The organism is Mesorhizobium sp. M7A.F.Ca.CA.002.15.2.1, from assembly GCF_003998715.1.
Lineage (GTDB): Bacteria > Pseudomonadota > Alphaproteobacteria > Rhizobiales > Rhizobiaceae > Mesorhizobium > Mesorhizobium ciceri.
This window is the reverse complement of the sequence record NZ_RZPI01000562.1, coordinates 1-3797: the sequence shown is the minus strand read 5'-3', so window position 1 is coordinate 3797 and position 3797 is coordinate 1. Positions and strand designations below refer to the sequence as shown.

The 3797-nt window shown below is 64.5% G+C and carries 5 protein-coding genes; 2 read left to right on the top strand and 3 right to left on the bottom strand.

Annotated elements, in window-relative coordinates; genetic code table 11:
- The 3 genes from ENZ74_RS25070 to ENZ74_RS25060 form a co-directional block, all read right to left on the bottom strand.
- Positions 1 to 746: ABC transporter ATP-binding protein (locus ENZ74_RS25070; RefSeq protein ID WP_245471000.1), on the bottom strand; the 746-nt coding region annotated here is incomplete at its 3' end.
- A 307-nt stretch (positions 747 to 1053) separates the two neighbouring features.
- Positions 1054 to 1512 (bottom strand): nuclear transport factor 2 family protein, encoded by a 459-nt coding sequence (locus ENZ74_RS25065; RefSeq protein WP_063169747.1) that lies wholly within the window; start codon positions 1510 to 1512, stop codon positions 1054 to 1056.
- A gap of 86 nt (positions 1513 to 1598) precedes the next feature.
- Positions 1599 to 1958 carry a hypothetical protein gene (locus tag ENZ74_RS25060; RefSeq protein ID WP_063169746.1) on the bottom strand — a complete coding sequence of 120 codons (360 nt, stop codon included), beginning with the start codon at positions 1956 to 1958 and terminating at the stop codon, positions 1599 to 1601.
- A gap of 80 nt (positions 1959 to 2038) precedes the next feature.
- Between ENZ74_RS25060 and ENZ74_RS25055 the strand changes: the two genes are divergently transcribed.
- Both ENZ74_RS25055 and ENZ74_RS25050 read left to right on the top strand, forming a co-directional pair.
- On the top strand, positions 2039 to 2617 hold the full coding sequence (locus ENZ74_RS25055; RefSeq protein WP_063169745.1) for a TetR/AcrR family transcriptional regulator: 579 nt from the start codon (positions 2039 to 2041) through the stop codon (positions 2615 to 2617).
- 44 nt (positions 2618 to 2661) lie between these two features.
- Positions 2662 to 3797, top strand: a 1136-nt coding sequence (locus ENZ74_RS25050) for a beta-ketoacyl-ACP synthase (RefSeq protein WP_127313056.1), incomplete at its 3' end; no start/stop codon positions are given.

The window sequence follows — 3797 nt, the reverse complement described above, 5'->3', positions numbered from 1 at the left end:
AGATACGCCTCCCGCACTTTCGGGTGTTCGCGTACCTGCTCCGGTGTTCCGACGCAGATCACCTCGCCAGTCGCCAGCACCTGGATGCGTTCGCACAGCGCCATGATCAGGTCCATGTCGTGCTCGACAACGACCACCGTTACGCCATAGCGGTCACGGATCGTCCGGATCAGCGCTGCCAACACCTTGGTCTCGTTGGAATCAAGACCGGCAGCGGGCTCATCGAGCAACAGCAGTTGCGGGCCGGTCGCCAACGCACGCGCAATCTCCAGCCGCCGCTGATCGCCGTAGGGAAGATCCGCGGCGACCCTGCCGGCCTGATCTGTCAGGCCCATGAGGTCGAGGAGTTCGTCGGCCTTCTGCCGGGTCGCGGCCACCCGCTCGCGATAACGCCGACCGCGCAGCACGGTATCGGCGGCGCCGACAGGATGGCGCAACTGCGCCGCCGTCAGCACGTTCTGCGCGACGCTGAGGCTGCCGAACAGGCGAGAGCCCTGGAAGGTGCGGGCGATGCCCATCGCGACGATCTGCGATGTGCGCAGGCCGACGATCGACCGGCCCTCCATCTCGATGCTACCGGAATTCGGCTGGGAGAAGCCGGTGATCAGGTTGAAAAGCGTGCTCTTGCCCGAGCCATTCGGCCCGATTACCCCAATGATTTCACGTTCGTGGAGCTCGATGGAATGATCACGCAGGGCAACCAGCCCTCGAAAGGCTTTTGTCAGCCCGACCGTCCTCAACAGCACTCGACTCGACTGTCTATCCACCCGCCGGTTTGCCCCTGTCCCTCGCCGCCCCGTTCGGCCCGGTCAAGCTTCAAATGGACAATTCGAACGGCAAGATGTCAAGTCCTATTCCCAAGAGGAAAGCTGTATGCCTGCCTCGGCTCGACCGTTGCCGCGACAGCACCGGCATCGATGCAGGGCCTGCAGTCCAGCGCGCCAGCGCTCGCTTCTCGAGCCTGCGCGCATAGTGCGTGGGCGCAAGGCACGAGACGAAGACGATCGGCGCCACCGGCCCGTAGACCTTGGGCGTCCTCGGACCGCGCTTGTGCTAGCTTGTTGTCTGTTCGGCGACAGCTTCTTCGAGGCCGGCTGCGGCCTGGGCGGCGAGAGCGCGCGCCGCCGCCTGTGAATCGTAGAATTCCTCGAGCGCATGAACCCTGCCCCACCGCAGCGTGAACACGTGGAGACCACGGTTGACGTAGGACGTATCGCCGTTGAGCAGGGTAGCGGTGCCATCCCACTGGGCAAACACGGTGGTATGCCACGGCCAGCCCTTCACCCACACGTGGTTGACCGTGAGATGGAGAGTGGGCAGAACACGGCCGAGGCGCTCGAACCACCGGCGCAGGGCCTGCTTGTCGTGGCGCTCGCCACCAAGCGCGTGTGCGCCACCAACCCGGTGATGGACATGCGGCGCGATGGCCTTCACCGCCGCATCCCAGCGATGGTTGTTGACGTCGTCGAAGCTCTGCCGGATCGATTTCTCGACAAAATAGCTGTAAAGCATGTGACCTCTCTCCAAACTTATCGGTGGCGCGCCGTTCCGACGCGAGACCCCGGCCAGCATCGCTCGGCCGCGGTCTGCGCGTCAGGTCAGGGCATTGTCGCGTCGGCTCGCAGGGATGTGTCCGTCTCGGTCGAGACCGTCACTTCCTCACCGGACCTTGAGAACGCGTAGAGCGAGCCCGGGTGGCCAGGTATGGAAAACGCCACGGAGTCACTGTTGGCGAGGCCCATGACAACCCGCAGCGGATCACCCCCGGTCTTCGGTGCGAAAGTGGCGGTGACCTCAAGCAGGTCGCCGTCCGGAACGTAGTAGACCACCATGTCCAGGTGTGCCTGGTGCAGGCTACCGCCTTCGATCGGGCGCCCGATGGTGGCTTCCTCGGCAAGAGCCGGGGTTGCAAGAAACAGCGCCGCCAGCAGCGAGGCGCCCAAGGTTTTGCGGATCATCTCATTTGTCCTTTTTTAGATTGCGTTCACCCTCTATATAGGGTATAGATTACGAATGCAATCTAAAAAAGGAGATGACGATGCGTGTAAGTCGCACTCAGGCCGCGGAAAACCGTGAGACCGTGATCAATGTGGCAAGCCGGCTTTTTCGGGAGCGCGGGTTCGACGGCATCGGCCTCAAGGATCTGATGAAAGGGGCCGGGCTGACCCAGGGCGCCTTTTACAAGCAATTCGAGTCGAAGGACGATCTGGCGGCGCTGGCGTCCAGGCGGGCGATGGAAAGCGCCACCCACAAATGGTCGGCCGCGACCGCGGCAAATCCCGGGAACCCGCTCGACGGGGTGATCTCATTCTACCTCAGCATGGATCATCGCGGAGAAAAGATGGACGGCTGCCCGGTCGTTGCGCTCGGCTCGGATGCCGCCAGGCAAGGTGCCGAGGTGAAGGCGTCATTCGAAGCCGGCATCAAGGCGTACCTCGAGATGCTCGGCGGTTGGGTTGGCGAGGGCGACATCGAAAAGACCGGCAACAAGGCAATGGCCGTTCTCTCGACGATGGTCGGCGCGGTCGTGCTGTCGCGGGTCGTCAACGACCCCGACCTTGCGCAGGCTTTTCTGGATGCGGCGGCCGATCAGGTTCGCGAAGCAGTCGCTACTTGAACGGCGCGAGCAGCGCCGCCAGCACAGCAAGGATAGGAGAGCAGATGGAACGGATTGTCGTCACGGGCATGGGTGCGGTCACGCCCCTTGCCGCCAATGTCGAAGCGTCCTGGTCACGCCTGCTTGCCGGCCGGTCTGGCGTTCGCAGGCTTCCTGACGATGTGGTGGGAGAGCTGCCGGCTAAGATTGGCGGCGTGGTTCCCTCCCTGGGCGAAGACCCCGAGGCTGGTTTCGATGCCGATGCCGTCCTGTCCGCGAAGGATCAGCGCAAGGTAGACCGGTTCATTCTCTTCGCGCTGGCGGCGGCGGAAGAGGCGCTTGCGCAGGCGCAATGGAAGCCTGCCTTGGAGACGGATCGCCTGCGCACGGCCACGATCATCGCTTCAGGTGTCGGCGGGTTCCCGGCCATCACCGAGGCGGTGCGCACGGTGGACCTGCGTGGCGCCCGCCGCCTGTCTCCCTTTACGGTGCCGTCCTTCCTGGTGAACCTCGCGGCGGGCCACATCTCGATCCGTCATGGCTTCAAAGGTCCACTCGGCGCACCGGTGACGGCGTGCGCGGCAGGCATCCAGGCGATCGGCGACGCCGCCCGCCTGATCCGCGCCAACGAAGCCGACATCGCCGTGTGCGGCGGAACGGAAGCGTGCATCAACACCGTCAGTCTCGGCGGTTTCGCCGCCGCTCGTTCTCTTTCAACCGGCTTCAATTGGGCGCCGGCCCAAGCCTCGCGCCCTTTCGACACATCGCGCGACGGCTTCGTCATGGGCGAAGGGGCCGGCGTGCTGGTCATCGAGGCGTTGAGCCACGCGTTGGCGCGCGGCGCAAAACCGATTGCTGAGCTCGTCGGCTACGGCACGACGGCGAATGCCCATCACGTCACCTCCGGGCCAGAGGACGGCGACGGCGCGCGCCGGGCCATGCAGATCGCGATTGCCCAGGCAGGGATTTCGCCACGCGACGTTCGTCATCTCAATGCGCATGCGACCTCCACGTCAGTCGGCGACCTGGGTGAGATCGAAGCGATCAAGAGCGTGTTCGGGCGCGATTTCGCGATAGCTGTCAGTGCCACGAAATCGGCGACCGGACACCTGCTCGGAGCGGCCGGCGGGCTTGGTGCGATCTTCGCAATCCTGGCGCTCAGGGATCAGGTCGCCCCGCCAACCCTCAACCTGGGCGAGGC